Annotated in this window: 17 protein-coding genes; 6 read left to right on the top strand and 11 right to left on the bottom strand. The window is 63.8% G+C overall.

The window, feature by feature from the left end; translation table 11 throughout:
- Positions 1 to 18 precede the first annotated feature (18 nt).
- The 11 genes from araG to mpl all read right to left on the bottom strand — a co-directional run bounded on the left by araG (position 19) and on the right by mpl (position 12,297).
- Entirely contained in the window at positions 19 to 1,533 is a 1,515-nt protein-coding gene (gene araG, locus P9250_RS30120; protein ID WP_250465661.1) for an L-arabinose ABC transporter ATP-binding protein AraG, read from the bottom strand.
- A 59-nt stretch (positions 1,534 to 1,592) separates the two neighbouring features.
- Complete coding sequence (locus P9250_RS30125; RefSeq protein ID WP_244826250.1) at positions 1,593 to 2,600, bottom strand: arabinose ABC transporter substrate-binding protein; 1,008 nt, start codon at positions 2,598 to 2,600, stop codon at positions 1,593 to 1,595.
- A 113-nt stretch (positions 2,601 to 2,713) separates the two neighbouring features.
- Complete coding sequence (locus P9250_RS30130; RefSeq protein WP_310396725.1) at positions 2,714 to 3,493, bottom strand: SDR family oxidoreductase; 780 nt, start codon at positions 3,491 to 3,493, stop codon at positions 2,714 to 2,716.
- The gene (locus P9250_RS30135) at positions 3,490 to 4,176 is read right to left on the bottom strand and encodes a 2-dehydro-3-deoxy-6-phosphogalactonate aldolase (protein ID WP_250465664.1); all 687 of its coding nucleotides are present in this window, start codon (positions 4,174 to 4,176) and stop codon (positions 3,490 to 3,492) included. The genes P9250_RS30130 and P9250_RS30135 overlap by 4 nt, the downstream gene beginning before the upstream one ends.
- An 18-nt stretch (positions 4,177 to 4,194) precedes the next feature.
- Complete coding sequence (locus P9250_RS30140) at positions 4,195 to 5,157, bottom strand: 2-dehydro-3-deoxygalactonokinase (protein WP_244826253.1); 963 nt, start codon at positions 5,155 to 5,157, stop codon at positions 4,195 to 4,197.
- On the bottom strand, positions 5,154 to 6,098 hold the full coding sequence (locus P9250_RS30145; protein ID WP_409014963.1) for an IclR family transcriptional regulator: 945 nt from the start codon (positions 6,096 to 6,098) through the stop codon (positions 5,154 to 5,156). The genes P9250_RS30140 and P9250_RS30145 overlap by 4 nt, the downstream gene beginning before the upstream one ends.
- A gap of 381 nt (positions 6,099 to 6,479) precedes the next feature.
- On the bottom strand, positions 6,480 to 7,232 hold the full coding sequence (gene mtgA / locus P9250_RS30150) for a monofunctional biosynthetic peptidoglycan transglycosylase (protein WP_244826254.1): 753 nt from the start codon (positions 7,230 to 7,232) through the stop codon (positions 6,480 to 6,482).
- A complete protein-coding gene (gene aroE, locus P9250_RS30155; protein WP_310396728.1) occupies positions 7,232 to 8,080 on the bottom strand; it encodes a shikimate dehydrogenase in 849 nt (282 codons plus the stop codon). Before aroE ends, mtgA begins: the two co-directional genes overlap by 1 nt.
- Positions 8,081 to 8,141: 61 nt before the next feature.
- Complete coding sequence (locus P9250_RS30160; protein ID WP_310396730.1) at positions 8,142 to 10,223, bottom strand: RNB domain-containing ribonuclease; 2,082 nt, start codon at positions 10,221 to 10,223, stop codon at positions 8,142 to 8,144.
- Positions 10,224 to 10,306: 83 nt separating this feature from the next.
- Positions 10,307 to 10,906, bottom strand: a complete 600-nt coding sequence (locus tag P9250_RS30165) for a YqiA/YcfP family alpha/beta fold hydrolase (RefSeq protein ID WP_310396732.1) — start codon at positions 10,904 to 10,906, stop codon at positions 10,307 to 10,309.
- Entirely contained in the window at positions 10,903 to 12,297 is a 1,395-nt protein-coding gene (gene mpl / locus P9250_RS30170) for a UDP-N-acetylmuramate:L-alanyl-gamma-D-glutamyl-meso-diaminopimelate ligase (protein WP_244826258.1), read from the bottom strand. Before mpl ends, P9250_RS30165 begins: the two co-directional genes overlap by 4 nt.
- A 218-nt stretch (positions 12,298 to 12,515) precedes the next feature.
- On the opposite strand from mpl, the gene P9250_RS30175 reads away from it, so the two are divergent.
- From P9250_RS30175 to P9250_RS30200, 6 genes are all read left to right on the top strand, one after another.
- Positions 12,516 to 13,163 carry a UDP-N-acetylmuramate--alanine ligase gene (locus P9250_RS30175; protein WP_244826259.1) on the top strand — a complete coding sequence of 216 codons (648 nt, stop codon included), beginning with the start codon at positions 12,516 to 12,518 and terminating at the stop codon, positions 13,161 to 13,163.
- A 13-nt stretch (positions 13,164 to 13,176) separates the two neighbouring features.
- Positions 13,177 to 13,716: a TlpA disulfide reductase family protein gene (locus P9250_RS30180; protein WP_310396734.1), complete on the top strand. Its 540-nt coding sequence runs from the start codon at positions 13,177 to 13,179 to the stop codon at positions 13,714 to 13,716.
- A gap of 529 nt (positions 13,717 to 14,245) precedes the next feature.
- On the top strand, positions 14,246 to 14,719 hold the full coding sequence (gene accB / locus P9250_RS30185) for an acetyl-CoA carboxylase biotin carboxyl carrier protein (protein ID WP_244826261.1): 474 nt from the start codon (positions 14,246 to 14,248) through the stop codon (positions 14,717 to 14,719).
- A gap of 183 nt (positions 14,720 to 14,902) precedes the next feature.
- Entirely contained in the window at positions 14,903 to 16,276 is a 1,374-nt protein-coding gene (accC, locus tag P9250_RS30190; protein ID WP_244826262.1) for an acetyl-CoA carboxylase biotin carboxylase subunit, read from the top strand.
- A gap of 14 nt (positions 16,277 to 16,290) precedes the next feature.
- Positions 16,291 to 17,193: a 50S ribosomal protein L11 methyltransferase gene (gene prmA / locus P9250_RS30195; protein WP_310396737.1), complete on the top strand. Its 903-nt coding sequence runs from the start codon at positions 16,291 to 16,293 to the stop codon at positions 17,191 to 17,193.
- Positions 17,194 to 17,242: 49 nt separating this feature from the next.
- Positions 17,243 to 18,649, top strand: a complete 1,407-nt coding sequence (locus P9250_RS30200) for a DUF3426 domain-containing protein (protein ID WP_310396738.1) — start codon at positions 17,243 to 17,245, stop codon at positions 18,647 to 18,649.
- The last annotated feature ends 82 nt before the right edge of the window (positions 18,650 to 18,731 follow it).

Raw genomic sequence — 18,731 nt, forward strand, 5'->3', positions numbered from 1 at the left:
CTCCCCTGTCTTCTCTCTTTAAGCCGCTTCCGCGACCGTGTCCGATTGCGGCAGCGCCAGACTCAACACCGACTGCTCGTTCGCCTTCCCGCGCGGCAATTCGCCCGCTATACGCCCTTGCCGCATCACGACGATCCGGTCGGACACGCCCAGCACTTCGGGCAGTTCCGAAGAAATCATCACGATGGCGCAGCCGCGCTCCGCCAGTTGATAGATCACGTTGTAGATCTCGTGCTTGGCGCCGACGTCGATACCGCGCGTCGGTTCATCGAGGATCACGACCTTGAGATCCGGCTCCGCGAGCCAGCGCGACAGAATGGCTTTCTGCTGATTGCCGCCCGACAGAAAGCGGATGCGCTGTCTGCGGCTCGGCGTCTTGATCTTCAAGAGCTGGATGAAGCGATCCGCCGTCTGCGCTTCCTTCTTGCGATCGAGGAACAAACCCGCGCGCAGATAATGCCGGCGGCACGAGATGTTGATGTTCTCCGCGACCGTCGCCATCGCGACAATGCCCTCTTCCTTGCGATCTTCCGGGCACAGCACGATGCCGTGTCGAATCGCTTCGCCCGTGCTGCGCACCTTGATCGGCTGACCGTCGAGTTCGATCGCGCCTTCCTTCTTCTTGTCCGCGCCGTAGACGAGGTGCATCAATTCGCTGCGCCCCGCGCCCACCAGCCCGAAGAAACCGACGATCTCACCTCGCCGCACTTCGAAATTCGCCGGCGCGCTCAGGGCGGCGCCTTGCAGGTTCTTGACCGAGAAGCGCACGTCGCCGAGCGGACGCGCGCGATAGTTGTAGATATCGCTGATCTCGCGGCCGACCATCTCCTGAACCAGCGTGTCGCGCGGCAAGTCTTTCAGCGAAAGATGCGACGCGATCTTGCGGCCGTCGCGGAAGATGGTGCAGGCATTGCACAGCTCGTAAATCTCGTCCATGCGATGCGAGATGTAGATAAGCGCGCGGTTGTCCGCCTTCAGATCGCGCACGAGCTTGAACAGCACTTCCGTCTCGCGATGCGACAACGAACTCGTCGGTTCGTCGAGCGCGATCACGCGCGCGTTGCGCAACAGCGCCTTGCAGATTTCCACCATCTGCCGCTGCGCGATCGAGAGCTTGCGCAGCTTGGCGTTGGGATCGAGATCGACGCCCATCGCCGTCAGCCGGTCGCGCACGTGCTTCTTCGCCTCGCGCTTGTTGACCCAGCCGAGCCGGTTCGGCAGCGCGCCGAGCAGCAGGTTCTCAGCCACGGTCAAGTCCGGCACGTACTGCAACTCCTGATGGATCACCGCGATGCCCGAAGCAATCGAAGCCGCGGCGCTTCCGAAATGCACTTCCTTTTCGTCGATGAGCACGCGCCCCGAATCGGGCTGATACTCGCCGCCGAGAATCTTGAGCAAGGTCGATTTACCCGCGCCGTTCTCGCCCATCAAACCGTGAACTTCGCCGGCGTTGACGTCGAACGACACGCCGTCGAGCGCGCGCACGCCTGGAAAAACCTTGCCGATATTGTCAAAACGCAGCGTCGCTGACACATCGCCTCCTTATGCTTCGAGCGAGCCACGCCACGCGCGGCCCGCTCTCGTCCAATGACTTAGTTCGATGCCAGGCCCATCTGCTGACGCACCGACGCCACGTTTTCACGCGTTGCCAGCATGCCGGTCGTGAGCGTGAGTGCCGGCGGCGCCTTGCCGTCCTTGATCCACGCGTACATCAGGTCCGAGGTTTCCTCGCCGTGACGCTTCGGGCTGATGATGACCGTGCCGTAGAAGCCCGTCGGGTTCGGCTTCTTGAACTCGTTGATCGCCGAATCCGAGCCGCCGATGCCGATGCCGATCATGTTGTCAGCCTTGAAGCCACGGCCTTCCGCCGCGCGCACCGCGCCGAGCACGCCTTCGTCGTTGAGCGCGTAGGCCACCCAGTGCTTGAACTGCGGGTTCTTCGTGAGCGCGATGTTCGCGGCGTTGAACGCGTTTTCGGTGTCGGTCTTCGCTTGCGGCGCCATGATGATGTTCGCCTTCGGAAACCCCGATGCCACGAGCGCGTCGGTGGCGCCGGCCGTGCGGTCATGCGCGGTCGGCAGCTGTTCGTAAGTCACGTCGATGGCGCCGACTTCCTTCACGTCCCAGCCGCGCTTCTTGATCTCGGCCGCAATGCCGTCGCCGACTTGCTTGCCGATGTTGTAAGCCGAAATGCCCATGTGCGGCACGGCTTCGATCGGCTTGCCGGAACCGTCGACGAGACGGTCGTCCACCGTCATCATCTTGAGCTTGTCGGCCTTCGCCTTAGCCACGATGCCCGGTCCGAGCTTGACGTCAGGCGTGCAGATGATGAACCCCTGAGCCTTTTGCGCGGCAAGGTTGTCGATCGCGCTCATGACCTTTTCGCCCGACGGCGCGCCGATCTTCACGAGGGTGAAGCCCTTCGCTTTCGCGGCCATTTCGGCGAACTTCCACTCGTCCTGGAACCACGGTTCTTCGGGTTGCTTCACCAGGAAGCCGATCTTGACGTCGTCGGCGGCTTGCGCAACCGGCGCGGCGATCATGGTGGCGCTCGTGGCCGTCGCAGCGGCGAGAAGCGTAAGGAACAGTCTGCGTTTCATCGTTTTGTCTCCCGACTTTTTGCTCGAATCATGCCCGCGCACGGGCGCTTAGTTGGTTGGCGGCCGCGTTTTTGTAGTGATGCCGCACCACGGCCAGTGCGTCATTCGTGACTTCAGTCGTGGTAGAGCGCAGAGCGCCCGCCATCGATCGTGATGCAACTCGCGTTGATGAACGGCGCCTCGTCGGATGCGAGGAACACCGCCGTCATCGCCACTTCTCGCGGCTGGCCGATACGCTTCATCGGCTGCAAATCCAGTGTGGCCTGGCGCGCGGCCTTTGGATCGGGCTGGCCGTTCCACCAGTCGAGCGTCAGTTGCGTTTCGATATAACCCGGCGCGATGGCATTCACGCGCACGTTGTTCGGCGCGTATTCGATGCCGAGCGCGCGCGTCAGTCCGATCACGCCGTGCTTGGCCACCGGATACGGAAAGCAGCCGGGGATGATCTTGAACGAATGCGTCGAGGCAATATTCACGATGCTGCCCGCGCCGCGCTCGACCATGCCGGGCAGCGCCGCGCGGCAGCCGTTCCAGACGCCGTCGAGATCGACGGCGAAGCAGCGCCGCCAGTCTTCGTCGGTCATCGTGAGCGGGTCGCAGAACACGTTGATGCCCGCGTTGTTCACGAGCACGTCGAGCGGGCCGAACGCGCTTTCGGTTTGCGCGACCGCTTCCTTTACCGATGCGCTCTGCGTCACGTCCGTGCCGATCGCGACGACGCGCGTCGAATTCGCTTCCTTCGCGATGCGTTCAGCCGTCGCTTGCGCCGTCTCGATATCGAGTTCCGCGAGCGCGACCGCAGCGCCCTCGCGCGCAAACGCCAGCGCGATCGCCGCACCGATGCCGCGCCCGGCGCCCGTGATCATCGCGACCTTGCCGGCGAGGCGGTTCATTGCTTCTCGCCCCGTGTGGAACGCGCGACCGCTAGTCCGTCGATGAACGCCTTCGCATGCGATGCCGTCGCCGTTTCGCTCTGCCCCGGCTTGTACAGCGCCGAGCCGAGACCGAAGCCGTTCGCGCCCGCGCTGAGAAACGGCCCCATGTTGTCCGGCGCGACGCCGCCCACCGGCACCAGCGGCACTTCTTTCGCGATCACCGCGCGCCACGCCTTCACGACATGCGCGCCGAGTTGTTCGGCGGGGAACATCTTCAATACGTCCGCGCCGTTCTTGAGCGCGAGGAACGCTTCGTTCGGCGTTGCCACGCCCGGCGCGCAGGCGAGCCCCTGCGCTTTCGCCGCGCGCACGACATCGGCGTCGCTGTGCGGCATCACGATCAGTTCGCCGCCTGCCGCGCGCACGCTGTCGACGTAACTCGCATGCAGCACCGTGCCCGCGCCGACGATGGCATCGGCGGGCAGCGCCTGGCGAATCGCCGCGATGCTGTCGAACGGCTGCGGCGAATTGAGCGGCACTTCGATGATGCGAAAGCCCGCTTCATACAGCGCGCGGCCGTGCGCCTCGGCTTCCTCGGGCGTGATGCCCCGCAGGATCGCGATCAGCGGACACGCGGCGAACGCTTTCGCGAGGCCGCCGTGCATGCCGTAAGGCGCGGGTAGATTGATGGGCGGTTGCATTCGTTTCTCCTTTCCGTGTCACATGCGCGCGGGCTTGGCGATCAACCCGGCCTGCAATGCGATTCGATAAAGCCCGGATTCGGTCGCTTGCGCCACCGTCTGCGCGTCGTTGCATCCGTATTGCGCGAGGGCCGCCCGATAGCGGTCGCACAGCGCATCGTTGCCAATCAGACGCAGCGTCTTGCCGGCGAGCGTCGCGTTCTCGCGCGCCAGCACTTCGTTCAGGCCGCGCAGTTCATGGCCGATCAAAAGTCCCGACAGATAATCCGGCTGCTCGGCCGCCGTGAGCTGACCGGTCAGTCCGAGTGTGCGCGTGCTGAAGATCGTCGCCAGAAGGCCGGCATGACCGGCATCGCGCGCGGTATCGACGCCTCTCAGAAACGCCGCGCTGTCCGGCTTTGCGTCCTGCTCCATCGTGCGGCCGAGGATGGTGTGATCGCGCAGTGCGCCGAAGGTCTCGCCCGTCATGAACGTATAGAAGCGTTCAATCCGTCCCGCTTGCACGAATGCCCACTTGGCATGCGTGCCCGGCAGACCGATGAGCGCGCCACTCGCCGTGTTCAGCGACGCATCGCTCGCGAGTGCGCCGAAAATCTGCGTCTCCTCGCCGCGCATCACGTTCGGCAGCGTGCCGCGTTCGAGCACGCCCGGCACGACATGAACGGTCGCGCCCCGCGCCGCCTTTACCGTGACGATGCCCGCGACGAGCGCGTCGGCATCGGCGGGCGTTTCGACGTAAGGCGCCTCCATCCAACCCTGCGCGCTGCCGACCATGCCCGCCGCGATGACGGGTAGTTGCGCATTTGCGCTCAGCCAAGCGCCGCAGGTTTCCTCGAAAGCCTGATCGAAGCCGCCAGCGGGCAGCTTCATGATTCCCGCCGACGAAGCGCGCGTGTCGAGCGCGGCGCCTGCGGCATCGAGCAGATAAGCGCGCAGGGACGTCGTGCCCCAGTCGAGCGCGATCAGAACGGGCGCGCTCATCGCTTGATCCTGCGGTTGGCTTGCGGCGCGCGCCAGCCGAGTTCCTCGGAGATCGCGCGCGCTTCGCGCTGCACGACCGGAATCAGTTCTTCCATGCGTTCGTGGGGCATATAGGGAATCGTGCTCGCCACCGAAAGCGCCGCGACGATCGCACCCGACGCATCGCGCACGGGCGCCGCCACGCAGCGGATCGACGCCTCGTTCTCTTCGAGATCGAAGGTAAAGCCACCTTGCGAATAGCGTGTCATGCGCTGCAAAAACGTGTCCATGTCCGGCCGGTTCTCCGGCTTGAAACTCGTGCGGGCGAGCGCGCGCAGCGATGCATCGAGCAGCTTCTTCCAGACGTTGGCTTCGAGGTCGAGCATCATTGCCTTGCCGATTCCCGTCGATGCCAGCGGCATGCGATGGCCCACGCGCGAGCGCATTTCCAACCCGCGCGTGCCCGGAATCTTGTCGATGTAGAGCACGTCGTCACCGTCGCGCACGCCGAGGTGAATGGTGTCGTGCGTGTATTCCGCGAGCGATTGCAAATGCGGACGCGCGACCGCCGTGAGCGGCATCTGTTCGAGCGCGATAGTGCCGAGTTCGATCAGTTTCGGCCCGAGCAGATAACCGCCCTGCACTTGCCGGAGATAACGCGCCTGCACGAGCGAACTCACGAGCCGATGCGTCGTGCTGCGCGTAGTGCCGAGCGCCGCGCCGAACGAGCGCAGATCGCGCGCGCCGTTGGCGGCGGCTTCGAGAATCGCGAGGCCGCGCAAAAGCGTTTGCGTGCCTGCCTGTTGCGGCGTGATGTCGACGAGCGCGCTCGGCAGCGCAAAGGCGTCCGGATCGCGCCGATGATGGCCGTTGCTTTTCTTGTCGGCGCCGTCGTTCATGGCGTTGGCCGACATATCGCGCACGTTCGGCGCGGTGGATTCGGTTTGTTCGATTTTGGTCATGCCGCTCGTTCCTCGATGAACACGACGCGCGTCATGCGAAGCGTGCAAGCTGGACGGCGCGCGCGGCACAAGCCCAAGCGCCCGCCGAAGCGATGACGAATCCGAAAGATGAGGCGCGTGACGCGACCCGCGAACGCGGGCAGGCGATCGATTGCATGACTTGTCTCCGTTGTTCTGGATATTCTTCGTCGCGCCCGTCTCGGAGGACTGGCGCGTGTGCTTTTTATGCTGTGGTCGGATTGTAGTTCCGCCTATCTCGATAATTCAATATGTGATCGCACTGTTCACATAATGGGAGTAAAGCTGACGGCCGACAGCCTTTTGAAAACAAAAAAGCCCTGATAAATCAGGGCTTTTTTGTTTATCGCGGCCAGCTAAATTTCACTCGGGCAACTCGGCCGCGCCCATTCGCCGCGCGATTACGTTGGCGCGCCTGGTCAGATACGGCGTCGCGCGGTGATCGTCGAAGTATTTCGGACGCGGCAGCATGACGGCAAGCCGTGCGCTTTGCGACGCGGACAGCTTTGCCGCCGTCGTCTTGTAGTAATACTGGGCCGCAGCCTGCGCGCCGTAGACGCCATTACCCCACTCAACCGAATTGAGATAGATCTCGAAGATGCGCTGCTTGTCCATCAAAAGCTCGAGCATCGACGTGATGACGAGTTCCTCGGCCTTGCGGATATAGCTTTTCTCGCGCGACAAGAACAGATTCCGCGCCAGTTGCTGCGAAATGGTCGAACCGCCCGCGACGATCTTTCCGCGCGCCTTGTTCTTTTCCCAGGCTTGCAAGATGGCGTCGGTTTCGTAGCCGTTGTTATTGACGAAGTTGGAGTCTTCCGACGCGATGATCGCGCGCTTCAGATTGCGCGAAATCTGGTCGTACGGAACCCACGTGCGTTGCAGTTCGATGCCAGGACGCTCTTTCGCGAGGGTCCAGGCGTCGGCGCGCATGAAGGCCGTCGCGCCGGGATTCACCACGGTCCAGACCGCGATCTGCGCGAAGAAGTAGAGCTGCGTCGCGAGCGCGGCGATAACCAGTACCGACACGCCATAACCGATCCAGCGCGCGGGACCGAGCCGCACCCCGCGCCGCTGCCGCGTGCGCGTGTGCTCGGAAATGGGTGCGGTCGTCATCAGACTTTGGCTGCGAGCACCTGGCGCAGCTCGCGCAATACCGCGCCGCCGTCCGGGCGCACGCCGCGCCAGATGAAGAACGATTCGGCCGCCTGTTCGACGAGCATGCCGAGGCCATCCGCCGCGCGCGCCTGAAGGCGTTCGGCGTGCTGCATGAACACGGTTGGCTTCGCGCTGTACATCATGTCGTAGGCGAGCGTGCCGGCGCCGAACGCGGCGGCGTCGCAGTCGGGCAAGGCGGCGTCGAGACTGCCCGCGGTCGCGTTGACGATGACGTCGTAGCGCCCTTCTTCCGCGCTCTTCGCGCTGCCGCCCGCAAACCGCACGTTCGACGCGAGCGCGGCTTCCGCGAACTGATCGACCAGTTGCAGCGCCTTCTCAGCCGTGCGATTCACGATGGTGAGCGCCGCCGGCGAGCGATCGAAGATAGGCAGCACGACGCCGCGCGCCGCGCCGCCCGCGCCAAGCAGCAACACGCGCTTGCCCGTGAGGCTCACGCCGAGATTCACTTCGATGTCGCGCACGAGGCCGACGCCGTCCGTGTTGTCGCCGCGCACGCCATCCGCACCAAACGACAGCGTATTGACCGCGCCCGCAGCGGCTGCGCGCGGCGAGAGTGTATTGGCGAAAGCGTGGGCGTCGAGTTTGAAGGGCACGGTCACGTTCATGCCGCGTCCGCCCGACGCCATGAACGTTCTGGCTTGCTTGTCGAAGCCGCCGAGCGGCCCGAGGATGCGTCCGTACTCGATAGGCTCGCCGGTCTGGATAGCGAATTTCGCGTGAATCCACGGCGATTTGCTGTGCTCGATCGGATTGCCGATCACCACGTATTGATCGCGTTGCGTCATCGCGCGCGTCCCGTGAGTTGGCGCGCGGCGTGCGCGCTCTGGATCATGCCAGCGCGCGGCATCATTCCGCCCGCTCCGAAGACGCTTGCGATTCGCCTGCACCCTCGACTCCGTCGGCACCTTCGGCCGACGGCTCCGTCGCGGAGACTTCCGCCTGCGCTTCGGCTTCGCTTTCGGCGCTGAGATCGACGGTTTCGACGATCTCTTCCTCGGCTTCGTCTTCTTCCACCGGCGCGCTTTGCGTGGGCGCGTCGATCACGTGCAGCAGGCGGCACGACGCCTCGACGGTCAGTTCATCGATAGATACGACTTCGAGCATCAAACGCGTGCCGCGCGCATGCACGCCGAGTCCGGGCACATGCAGGATCAGCGGAATTTCTTCGAGACGCACCAGATCGTCCTTGATGACCGATGCCGGAACTTGCCGCTTGTTCTCCTGCTTGAGCCAGCGCAGACACCAGAAATACTCCATGCGGCGCTGATGATCGGCATAAGCGGTGTAGGTATCGTCAAAACCTTGCACCACGGCGAAGAGATCCGCGTCCTTCGGTTTGAACGGCGCGGCGAGCTTGGCCGTCACGCCATGCTGCACGCACGCGAGCAATTGCCACTGATTCACGAGATCGACATAACGGCGCAGCGGCGAGGTGCTCCACGCATATTGCGCGACACCCAAGCCTTCGTGCGGCGCGGGCGTGGTCTGCATGCGCGTGCGCTTTGGACCGGGACCGCCGAAACCGCGCTGCGATCGGTAAATGCCCGGTACGCCGTGATCGTTGAGAAACGCGCCCCACGACGAGTTCGCGAGAATCGCCAGTTCGGCGACGATCAGATCGAGCGGCGAGCCACGGCGGCGCGGCGTAATGGTGATGTGCTCGCCTTCAACATAGAAATTGAAGTCGTTGTTGCGCTGCACTTCGCGCTTCAGACCGTAAGTGGCGCGCGCCTGCTGTCGCTTTTCGAAGAGCGCTTGAGCCAGCGGCCAGAGCACGGCAATGTCCGCCTTATGCGGATAATCGCCGCTGCCGTCCGCGAGCGTCTCTTCGGTGACGTGTTCGTCGAGATGGTTGTGGCGCAGATTCGACTTCACAAATACGCGTTCGGCGCGCGTTTCGGTGGCGACGATCTCCTGCGTCTCGCGATTCACGATGATGTAAAGCGACAGCGCCGGGCGCAAGCCGCCTTCACCGAGCGTGAAAACATTGACGACGTCGTCGGGCAACATGGTGATCTTGTCGCCCGGCATGTAGACCGTGGACAGCCGGCCACGCGCAATGGCGTCGATCGCATCGCCCCGCGCGATGCCAAGCGCCGGCGCCGCGATGTGAATACCCACGCGCACGCGGCCATCGGAGAGATGCTGGACGGAGAAGGCGTCGTCGATTTCGGTCGTCGTGACGTCGTCGATGGAGAATGCTTCGACATCCGCTTCGGGCAAGTCTTCCGGGAAAGGCGCGGGTTGCAGCGATGGAAAACCGACGCCGTGCGGAAAGAACTCCGACAGGAACTTCGCTTCGTGCAAGGCCCGCGCCGAGGCAATTCCGCCGCATTCCAGCATGAGCCGCGCTTGCGAAATTCCGCGCGCGGCCGCCGCCGCTTCGAGCGCCTTGTACTCGATGGAGTTCTTGTCGGGCTTCGTGAGCAAACCGATTGCCTTGCCCGCGAGCGCTTCGGGCAACTTGCCCGCCTTCAGTTCCTCTTCGTAGCCCGCTTGCACGAGCGCCTGCTGACGCTTGCGTTCGAGCCCGGCAAGCGCCATCTGCAATTGCTCTTGCGGCGCTCGCTGATACTGCCCGCGCCCCTTGCGGCGAAAGTACACCGGCGCGCCATGCATGCGCAGCACGAGCGCCGCGCGTTCGGCCGCGCCGAATTTGTCGCCGAAGTAATCCGCGCCGAGCGTGGCGAACGGAAATTCGTCGTCGGGCGCGCATTCCCACAGAAAGTCGAGATCGATTTCCTGTGCGATGGCGTCGGCTTCCTGCATCAGCTCGCCCGCAGCGGGTTTATCGAATTCGATCAGCACGTCTTTCGCGCGCACTTTCGCACGCCGTCCGCCCGGCAATTCGACCTGGAAGGCATCGCCCTGTTTGGACAGCACCGATCCGGCCTTGAAACTACCCGATTCCTCGAAGAAAACGTTCACTCAATACTCTCGTAAAACGGTGGACCGGGTCGCGGCAAGCGCGCCGGCGGTTGAATGGGCTATGTCCTCGCGCCGCGCGCGTGTCACGCGGCCGCAGATGCGACGGCGGGCGGCGGTTCGCGTCCGCAGAACGCGAGCACGTCGTCCAGATAGTCGGGGAAGTCGCTGATGGCGTGATCACCGCCTTCGATCAGCGTGGTGCGCACGCCGGGGTAGTGGGCGAGCATGGTGCGGTAATCGAGCACTTCGTCGCCGGTGGCCGCAATCAGATAGTAACGCTCGGCCTGCGTGATCTTCTCGACGGCGAGCGCGCGCAGTTCGTCCAGATGGCGCGGCAACACGGTGATGCTGCCGCCGCCATGCCACAGCGGCTGTTCGCCGAGATAGTGGCTCAGATCGCGCTTCGGCACCACGGCGGGATTGAGCAGCACGGCGCGCCAGCCGTGCTTTTCGGCGAGATACGTGGCGTAGAAACCGCCGAGCGAACTGCCGACCACGGTGATTTCAGCAGCGGACGTATTCGCGACGAGCGATTCCGCCAGTTCGATCGCTTCTTTCGGCGAGACGGGCAATACCGGACACTGCCATTCGCTCAGCCGCCCGAGGTCCGCCAGACGCGCACGCATGACGCGCGCCTTGAAAGATTGGGGCGAGGAGCGAAAGCCGTGCAGGTAGAGAATCACGCGTTTCCTCCGGACGGACGCGCCGAAAGTGCGTCGAGCAGCTTTTGATGCACGCCGCCGAAGCCGCCGTTGCTCATCACGAGCACGTGGTCGCCGGGGCGCGCGGCGGCCGCGACCGCCTTCACCAACGGTTCGATCTCGTTGAATGCCTGTGCCTTGTCGCCGAGCGGTGCGAGCGCTTCCGCCAGATCCCAGCCGAGTTTGTCGCGGCCATCACGCGCGCCGTAGCCGAACACGAGATTCGCGTCGGCGAGACTGCCGGGCAACTGCGCTTTCATCGTGCCGAGTTTCATGGTGTTGGAGCGCGGCTCCAGCACGGCCAGAATGCGCGCGTCGCCAATACGCGTGCGCAGGCCGGCAACCGTGGTTTCGATGGCGGTTGGATGGTGCGCGAAGTCGTCGTAGACGGTGACCCCATCCACGCTGCCCTTCACTTCCATGCGCCGCTTGACGTTGCGAAAGCTCGCCAGCGACTTGACCGCTTGCGACGCCGGCACGCCAACCGAGCGCGCCGCTGCGATCGCCGCGAGCGCGTTCATGCGATTGTGTTCGCCCTGCACTTGCCACTCGACCACGCCTTGACGCTCGCCTTCCCAATACACCGCAAATTGCTCGTCGACGCGCGCGCCCTCGGTCGCGGGTAGCGCTTGCCAGCCGCCATCCACACCGAAGCGTTCGACGCTCGACCAGCAGCCGCGCGTCAGCACGCGTTCGAGCGCGCCTTCGCGCCCGTTCGTGACGATGCGTCCGATGCCCGGCACCGTGCGCACGAGATGATGAAATTGTGTTTCGATGGCGGCGAGATCGGGGAAGATATCGGCGTGATCGAATTCGAGATTGTTGAGCACCGCCGTGCGCGGCCGATAGTGGACGAACTTCGAGCGCTTGTCGAAGAACGCGGTGTCGTATTCGTCGGCTTCGATGACGAAGAAGCTCGAGTCGGTCAGTCGCGCGGAAATGCCGAAGTTGAGCGGCACGCCGCCAATGAGAAAGCCCGGATTCAAGCCCGAATCTTCCAGTAACCACGCAAGCATGGAGCTCGTCGTGGTCTTGCCGTGCGTGCCCGCGACCGCCAGAACCCACTTGCCCGCAAGCACGTGCTCGCCGAGCCACTGCGGACCCGACGTGTAAGGCAGGCCGCGGTCGAGAATGGCCTCCATCAGCGGATTGCCTCGCGACACCACGTTGCCGATCACGAACAGGTCGGGTTCGAGCGCGAGTTGCTCGACGCCGTAACCTTCGATCAGTTCGATGCCTTGCGCTTCGAGTTGCGTGCTCATCGGCGGGTAGACGCCGGCGTCGCAGCCGGTGACCTTGTGGCCCGCTTCGCGCGCCAGCACGGCGAGTCCGCCCATGAAGGTGCCGCAGATGCCGAGGATGTGGATGTGCATAAACCGTGTCGCGCCGCGTGGGCGAAGAGTGCGGGAAACATGAAACGGCGCCGCGTGCACGCCGTGCGCGAAGACGCCTGGAGGCGCATATTGTAACCGACGCACTCCGCCACCTTACGCCCGCCGGCAGCCGATGCAAACCGGCGCGATCGAGGGCCGATCAACGCTCGATCGAGACCCGATCGAAGCCGTTCAACGATATCTAGTATTATTTCGCCATGGTTCGCAAATCACATTTCGATCCGCAGCGCGTGCGCGAGGAAATCGCCATCGCGGCCGCGAGAATGATCGCCGAAGACGGCCTCGACTACTCCACAGCCAAGCGCAAGGCGGCGCGGCAGGTGGTCGGCGAGGCGAAGATCGGCGGCGAGTTTTTGCCCGACAACGATCAGATCGAAGAGGAGATCCGCGAGTATCAGGCGATCTTCCAGAGCGACAGTCAGCCTGTCGTCCTGCGCCGCATGCGCGAGTTCGCGCTCGAATGGATGGAACGGTTGAAGCCCTTCGATCCTTATCTGACGGGCGCGGTACTAAACGGCACGGCGGGCGAGCATTCCGACGTCCACTTGCAATGCTTCTGCGACAACCCGAAGGAAGTCGCGATCTACTTGCTGAATGCGAACATTCAGTACGACGTGTCGGAGACGCGACATTTCGCCGGGCGCGGTTACGTGGAAACGCTGAGTTTTTTGCAGCGCATACCCGGCGAGGAACCAATGGGCCTGCACATCGCGCTGTACGATCCTGACGACCTGCGCGGCGCCGTGCGCGCCGATGGCCGCGGTCGTCTCGCGCGGGCGAACGCCGCGACGGTGCGCACGCTGCTCGATCATCCCGATACCCCGTCGCTCGAAATCAGCGGCTGACTCTATTTTTCCTATGAACAGCAAACGGATTCTGGCGCTTCTAGTCGTCGCGGTCGCGGCGACGGTCGGCGGCTTCTACGCGGGGCATGTCTTCACCGGCGGCGAAACCGTGGCCGCGACACAGAACAACGGCAACGCCGTCGAACAATTATGGAAGGCCGCGCCGCCCGGAGCCTCGGGCACCGCGCAACCGCTTGCATCCTTCAAAGGAAAACCGGTCGTCGTGAACTTCTGGGCTTCGTGGTGCGGACCGTGCGTCAAGGAAATGCCGGAGTTGTCGGCGCTGCATCGCGAATATGAGAAAAAAGGCATCACATTCATCGGCTTGGGAGTGGACAGCGAGAAGAACGTCAACGATTTTCTCGCTAAGGTGAAGGTGGACTATCCCGTCTATGTGACGGGCTTCGGCGGCGCCGACCTCGCGCGCAGCTTCGGCAATAATGCGGGCGGTTTGCCGTTCACCGTCGTGATCGACGCAAAAGGCGTGGTCCGGTCGACCAAGCTTGGTGAAGTCAACGTCGCCGAACTTAAGCGTACACTCGACGCGCTGTAAAAATTCGCTGCGTTTTTAACCGAAGTGTCGCTCAATAGGCAGCAAGTTAGCAGGTTGAACGCCGATCTTGCCGGAACTTCGCTCTTTCGCTACGACTTGTCCGAACTTCTGCCCTACTGATCGGACCCTGTCGGAACGGTAAAACTAGACAAAATTCTCTAAAGAGCGCTAAAGTGCGCCGAATTCCGCACAACCCGAAGCGACCATGAACACTCAACCGGTGCCGCAAGGCGACATTGCTGTCGAAACCGACACGCGTTTGGTGCGTGTCGACCAGCCTTTTCGCAGGCCATCGGGGAGCGCGCTTCAAAACGATCACGATGACGCATTCGACATGAACGCGCCTTGCGTGCCAATCGATTCTGCCGCCGCAACTTCGGCTCACGTTTGGTCCAGCGCACGGCGCTTGCAGCGAACGCGTGCCGAAGCGCTGGCCCTGCCGGTCTGCGGCTGACAGTCAGAACACCACAAAGTCAAGTTAAGCACCGGGGGCAGTCCCGGTCTCCAAGCATTGAAAGGGGAATTTTCGATGGACCTTCGTAAACTTAAAACGCTGATCGACCTCGTCTCGGAATCCGGCATCTCGGAACTCGAAGTGACGGAAGGCGAAGGCAAGGTTCGCATCGTCAAGAATGCGGCGCCGGTCTACATGCAGGCGCCTCAGCAATACGCGCCGCAAATGCAGGCCGCACCCGCGCCGTTCGCCGGCGGCGCAGGCGAAGGTTCGGCGGCGCCCGCCGCGAGCCCCGCTGCCGTCGCGCCGCAAGGACACATCGTCACTTCGCCGATGGTCGGCTCGTTCTACCGCGCGCCTTCGCCGGGCGCGGATCCGTTCGTCCAGGTCGGCGATACGGTCAAGGAAGGCCAGACCATCTGCATTATCGAAGCCATGAAACTCCTGAACGAGATCGAAGCCGACAAGTCTGGCGTCGTGAAGGAGATCCTCGTCGAGAACGGTCAGGCGGTCGAATACGGCCAGCCGCTCTTCGTGATCGGCGACTGACGCGTTACGCCGGACGACGCCGGATGCACCTCATCACGATGGCTCGCACCGTGTTTTCGATCTCCGGCTGCCCGCCGTGTCCGCGCGCTTCGCATCGGTTTTCCACGATGCCCGAACCGCGCGCCGCCGATTCGATTCCCGAGGGCGCGCCCGTCGCGCCCGTTGATGAGCCGACCCACAGCCATGTTTGAAAAAATCCTCATTGCGAACCGCGGCGAGATCGCGCTTCGCATCCAGCGCGCGTGCCGCGAACTGGGCGTCAAGACCGTTGTCGTCTACTCGGAAGCCGACAAGGAAGCAAAGTACGTGAAGTTGGCCGACGAAGCCGTGTGTATCGGTCCGGCGCCGTCGAACCTCAGCTATCTGAACATGCCCGCGCTCATCAGCGCGGCCGAAGTCACGGACGCCGAAGCCATCCACCCCGGCTACGGCTTCCTTTCCGAGAACGCCGATTTCGCCGAACGCGTCGAGCAATCGGGCTTCACGTTCATCGGGCCGCGTCCCGAAACCATCCGCATGATGGGCGACAAGGTCACGGCCAAGCAGACCATGATCAAGACCGGCGTGCCGTGCGTGCCGGGCTCGGAAGGCGCGTTGCCGGACGATCCAAAAGAGATCGTGAAGATTGCGCGCACGGTCGGCTATCCGGTCATCATCAAGGCGGCGGGCGGCGGCGGCGGACGCGGCATGCGCGTCGTGCATACGGAAGCGGCGCTCGTGAACGCGGTCAACATGACGCGCGAGGAAGCGGGCCGGGCGTTCGGCAATCCGCAGGTCTACATGGAGAAATTCCTGGAGAACCCGCGGCATATCGAGATTCAAGTGTTGGCGGATTCGTTCCGTAACGCGATCTGGCTCGGCGAGCGCGACTGTTCCATGCAGCGCCGACACCAGAAAGTGGTCGAGGAAGCGCCGGCGCCGGGCATCGCGCGGCGGCTGATCGAGCGTATCGGCGACCGCTGCGCCGACGCGTGCAAGAAGATGGGCTATCTCGGCGCGGGCACGTTCGAGTTCCTGTACGAGAACAACGAGTTCTACTTCATCGAAATGAATACGCGCGTGCAGGTCGAGCATCCGGTGACGGAACTCATCACGGGCGTGGATATCGTGCAGGAACAGATTCGCATCGCGGCTGGCGAGAAGCTCTCGATCCGCCAGAAAGACATTCAGTTTCGCGGCCACGCGATCGAATGCCGGATCAACGCGGAAGATCCGTTCAAGTTCACGCCGTCGCCGGGACGTCTCACGTCGTGGCACGCGCCGGGCGGTCCGGGCATCCGCGTCGATTCGCACGCCTACAACGGCTATTTCGTCCCGCCCAACTACGACTCGATGATCGGCAAGCTGATCTCCTATGGCGCGACGCGCGAGCAGGCGATCAACCGCATGCGGATCGCGCTCTCGGAAATGGTCGTGGAAGGCATTCAGACCAACATCCCGCTGCATCGCGAACTGATGATCGACGCCAAGTTCGTCGAAGGCGGCACGAGCATCCATTACCTCGAAAACAAGCTCGCCGCGCGCAAGGCGGCGGTGGCCGAAGAGTCGAAGGCATAAGCGAGTCGATTAGCATGAGTTACCGGGAATTGATCGCCGAGCTGGATCGCGAGCACGCGGAAGCGCTGTCGGATGCGTTGCTCGACGTGGGCGCGCTGTCGGTCTCCGTCGAGGACGCCGACGCCGACACGCCTGACGAGCAACCGCTTTTCGGCGAACCCGGCCTCACGCCGGAGACGAGCGCGTGGAAGCGTTCGCGCGTGGTCGCGCTGCTCGCCGACGACGCCGATCCCGCCGTGCTTCTCGCGGCCGCCGCGAATGAAATCGGTCTTGCCGACACGCCCGCCTATTCCCTGCGCGAAGTCGAAGAGCAGGATTGGGTGCGGCTCACGCAAGCGCAGTTCGATCCGATTCATATCGGCGAGCGTATCTGGGTCGTGCCTTCGTGGCATGACGCGCCCGACCCGGACGCGCTCGTGCTCGAACTCGATCCGGGCCTCGCGTTCGGTACGGGCAGCCATCCGACCACGCGGCTCTGCATGGAGTGGCTGGAGCAGTCGGTGAAACCGGGACAGTCGTTGCTCGATTACGGTTGCGGCTCCGGCATCCTCGCGATCCTCGCGAAGAAGTGTGGCGCGCAGCCGGTATATGGCATCGACATCGACCCGCAGGCGGTGGAATCCGCGCGTCAGAATAGCGAACGCAATCACGCCGACGTCACCTACGGTCTGCCCGACGAATGTCCTGCCGGCGAGTTCGATATCGTCGTTGCCAACATTCTGTCCAATCCGCTCAAGCTGATGGCGTCGATGCTTGCCTCGAAGGTGAAAGCGGGCGGCCGTATCGCGTTGTCGGGCATTCTCGCGCGACAGGCCGACGAGGTTGCGGCGGTCTACGCGCAGTGGATCGACATCGCTGTCTGGCGCGAGCACGAAGGCTGGGTGTGCCTCGCCGGAACTCGGCGCGAAAGCCTTTAGAATAACGCCATCGTCCACGACTAGGCCGCGAGGCCAATGGCACTCTCCTATGGCGCTGGCAACCCGCTGCCCACACTGCGAAACCGTCTTCAGGCTGGACCCGCATCTGCTCGCGCCGCATGACGGCCGCGTGCGTTGCGGCCATTGTCAGGAAGTCTTCGACGCCGCGCATCATCGCTTCGAGCTTCCGGAAGAGCACGCCGCGCCGCACGAGGCGCAACATGCGGCGATCATCGACGATGAAGTCGCCGTCGGTCCTGCAAGCTTTGCGTCCGACGCGAATGGCGATGCATCGGCGAATTCGGTGGCAGCGGAATCTCCGGGTGTTACGGCGCCGGCAGCGCCGAAGATAGCGAAGGAAGTAGAGAAGCCGGCGACGCCGAGTCCGGCAGCGCCTGCCGCTGTAAAGCCTTCTACGCCTCCCGCCGCCAAGCCGATCACGCGAAAGACACCTGCGCCGGTTCCAAGCGGACCGTCTGCATCTGCGCCTCGACCGCTCGATCTGGGCGCGAATAATCCGCCCGCGCCGCCCGTGCCTTTAGCGCCTAAAGAGGACAGCGACCGCACCGTCTACGCGAATACGCCTGCATCCACGCAACCAGCGCAGAACCATCCCGCGAAGCAGTTCGTTCGTGTCGATGCACCGCCAGCCGATCACGTCGCCCCGGCCGCACAATCTCCAACGCGCCCTGTCCCTCCGTCCGAGACACCCGCCGCACGCTTCGTTCCGCCGGACGATCGCGCGGAGCCGTTCATCGGCCCGACGCCGACCGCGGCCGAACCGCCGCGTCCCGCACCGGAGCCCGCGCCCGCCGCCGACTGGGGCAAGGACCCCGAGCCGGCCTTCGGCGCAAAATCACCGCGCCCGCCGGGCGCCGCGCACGCGGCCAGCGCCAACGAAGCGTTCCCGGTCATCCGCGAATCGCGCGATGCACTCGGTCCGCTCGATCCGCCCGATCCCGAATGGACGCGTCCGCGCACGGGCTGGCGCGCGGCGGGCATCGTGCTCTCGGTGCTGCTCGTGCTGACGCTGATCGGCCAGATATTGTGGTGGCAACGCGAATCCGTCATGGTCTACGTTCCCGGCACGCATTCGCTCTACGCGGATATCTGCTATCAGCTCGGCTGCACCATCGCGCCGCCGCGCTATATCGACGGGCTGCAGATCGAGAGCTCCGGGCTGCGTCAGGTCGACGGTCCGCACAAGCTCGAACTGAAGCTGTCGCTGCGCAATCGGTCGGATGTGTCGCTGGCTTATCCTGCGCTCGAACTCACCCTGCTCGACGACAAGAGCAACGTCGCCGTGCGCCGCGTGCTGTGGCCGCAGGATTACGCCCGACCGGGTACGATATTCGCCATCGGCCTTCCGCCGCAAAGCGCGCAGCCGGTCGTCGTGAGGCTGGATACGGGCGATGCGGTCGCCGCGAACTACAGGGTTCAAGTTTTCTATCCGTGATGCGTGCCCGCGCGGCCGCACGAACCCTGTCCCTTCTGACGCGCGCGTTGGCATCGAAGATGAACGAACGCGCGCGCTTTCC

The organism is Caballeronia sp. LP006, from assembly GCF_031450995.1.
Lineage (GTDB): Bacteria > Pseudomonadota > Gammaproteobacteria > Burkholderiales > Burkholderiaceae > Caballeronia.

Bases quoted from the DNA above. Each gene is read 5' to 3' on its own strand.
- mtgA (WP_244826254.1), bottom strand. From the start codon at position 7,232: ATGACGACCGCACCCATTTCCGAGCACACGCGCACGCGGCAGCGGCGC.
- P9250_RS30145 (WP_409014963.1), bottom strand. From the start codon at position 6,098: ATGACCAAAATCGAACAAACCGAATCCACCGCGCCGAACGTGCGCGAT.
- mpl (WP_244826258.1), bottom strand. From the start codon at position 12,297: ATGCACATCCACATCCTCGGCATCTGCGGCACCTTCATGGGCGGACTC.
- P9250_RS30130 (WP_310396725.1), bottom strand. From the start codon at position 3,493: ATGAACCGCCTCGCCGGCAAGGTCGCGATGATCACGGGCGCCGGGCGC.
- P9250_RS30180 (WP_310396734.1), top strand. From the start codon at position 13,177: ATGAACAGCAAACGGATTCTGGCGCTTCTAGTCGTCGCGGTCGCGGCG.
- P9250_RS30200 (WP_310396738.1), top strand. From the start codon at position 17,243: ATGGCGCTGGCAACCCGCTGCCCACACTGCGAAACCGTCTTCAGGCTG.
- P9250_RS30175 (WP_244826259.1), top strand. From the start codon at position 12,516: ATGGTTCGCAAATCACATTTCGATCCGCAGCGCGTGCGCGAGGAAATC.
- aroE (WP_310396728.1), bottom strand. From the start codon at position 8,080: ATGACGCAACGCGATCAATACGTGGTGATCGGCAATCCGATCGAGCAC.
- P9250_RS30140 (WP_244826253.1), bottom strand. From the start codon at position 5,157: ATGAGCGCGCCCGTTCTGATCGCGCTCGACTGGGGCACGACGTCCCTG.
- accB (WP_244826261.1), top strand. From the start codon at position 14,246: ATGGACCTTCGTAAACTTAAAACGCTGATCGACCTCGTCTCGGAATCC.
- P9250_RS30135 (WP_250465664.1), bottom strand. From the start codon at position 4,176: ATGCAACCGCCCATCAATCTACCCGCGCCTTACGGCATGCACGGCGGC.
- prmA (WP_310396737.1), top strand. From the start codon at position 16,291: ATGAGTTACCGGGAATTGATCGCCGAGCTGGATCGCGAGCACGCGGAA.
- P9250_RS30125 (WP_244826250.1), bottom strand. From the start codon at position 2,600: ATGAAACGCAGACTGTTCCTTACGCTTCTCGCCGCTGCGACGGCCACG.
- accC (WP_244826262.1), top strand. From the start codon at position 14,903: ATGTTTGAAAAAATCCTCATTGCGAACCGCGGCGAGATCGCGCTTCGC.